This is a genomic window from Geobacillus sp. B4113_201601, assembly GCF_001587475.1.
GTDB classification, from domain to species: domain Bacteria; phylum Bacillota; class Bacilli; order Bacillales; family Anoxybacillaceae; genus Geobacillus; species Geobacillus icigianus.
Genome location: NZ_LQYX01000088.1, coordinates 1 through 934 on the forward strand (window position 1 = coordinate 1; position 934 = coordinate 934).

The window sequence follows — 934 nt, forward strand, 5'->3', positions numbered from 1 at the left end:
CCGGCCGTTCCAGACCGGTTCGTCTACCCCGTTCCTTTCTCACTCCCACAGTGAGCGGTCCTACAACCCCAAGAGGACTCGCCTCTTGGTTTGGGCTGTTCCCGTTTCGCTCGCCGCTACTCAGGGAATCGCGTTTGCTTTCTTCTCCTCCGGGTACTAAGATGTTTCAGTTCCCCGGGTGTGCCCTCCATGCCCTATGGATTCAGGCATGGATCCTGCCCCATTACGGACAGGGGGTTCCCCCATTCGGACATCTCCGGATCGACGCTTGCTTACAGCTCCCCGGAGCGTTTCGGCGTTTGCCCCGTCCTTCATCGGCTCCTAGTGCCAAGGCATCCACCGTGCGCCCTTTCTAGCTTAACCTACAGCGTCTCGGCTTCTTCCTTATTGTCTAGCTTCGGCGCCTAGCTCTCTTCTGCCAAATAACCTCCCCCCTTGGGATGCAAGCATCCCTGCGGGTGAAGAACATTTGCCTTCGAGATCGCCAGGATGGCGATATTTCGCCGTTGCCCGCAGGACGCGGGCGGCCTTTAGGCGAAATTTCGGCGCCTCCGCTTTTCCGGTTATCTAGTTTTCAAGGAACGATGGAAATGGTGGAGCCTATCGGGATCGAACCGATGACCTCCTGCGTGCAAAGCAGGCGCTCTCCCAGCTGAGCTAAGGCCCCTTCATCGAGATGGGCCTAAGTGGACTTGAACCACCGACCTCACGCTTATCAGGCGTGCGCTCTGACCAGCTGAGCTATAGGCCCATAACCCATATCGTTGTGTCGAGGAATCATGCTCCCTCAAAACTAAACAAAACCACAAGCGCCCCTGTGTGAACGATCCATCGTTGTCTTGCTTCCGCTTTTCGTATTGTCTAGCTCCAGCGCCTGGCTCTCTTCTGCCAAATAACCTTCCCCCTCGGGGTGCAAGCACCCCTCTGGGTGAAG

Annotated in this window: 2 tRNA genes and 1 rRNA gene; all 3 read right to left on the bottom strand. The window is 57.0% G+C overall.

The features are described 5' to 3' along the window. Nucleotides 1-363: ribosomal RNA gene (locus tag B4113_RS12740) — 23S ribosomal RNA — on the bottom strand; the annotation flags it as partial. Nucleotides 364-591: 228 nt separating this feature from the next. Then, nucleotides 592-667 (bottom strand) — tRNA-Ala (locus B4113_RS12745). A 10-nt stretch (nucleotides 668-677) separates the two neighbouring features. Next, nucleotides 678-751, bottom strand: a tRNA-Ile gene (locus B4113_RS12750). Nucleotides 752-934 lie beyond the last annotated feature (183 nt).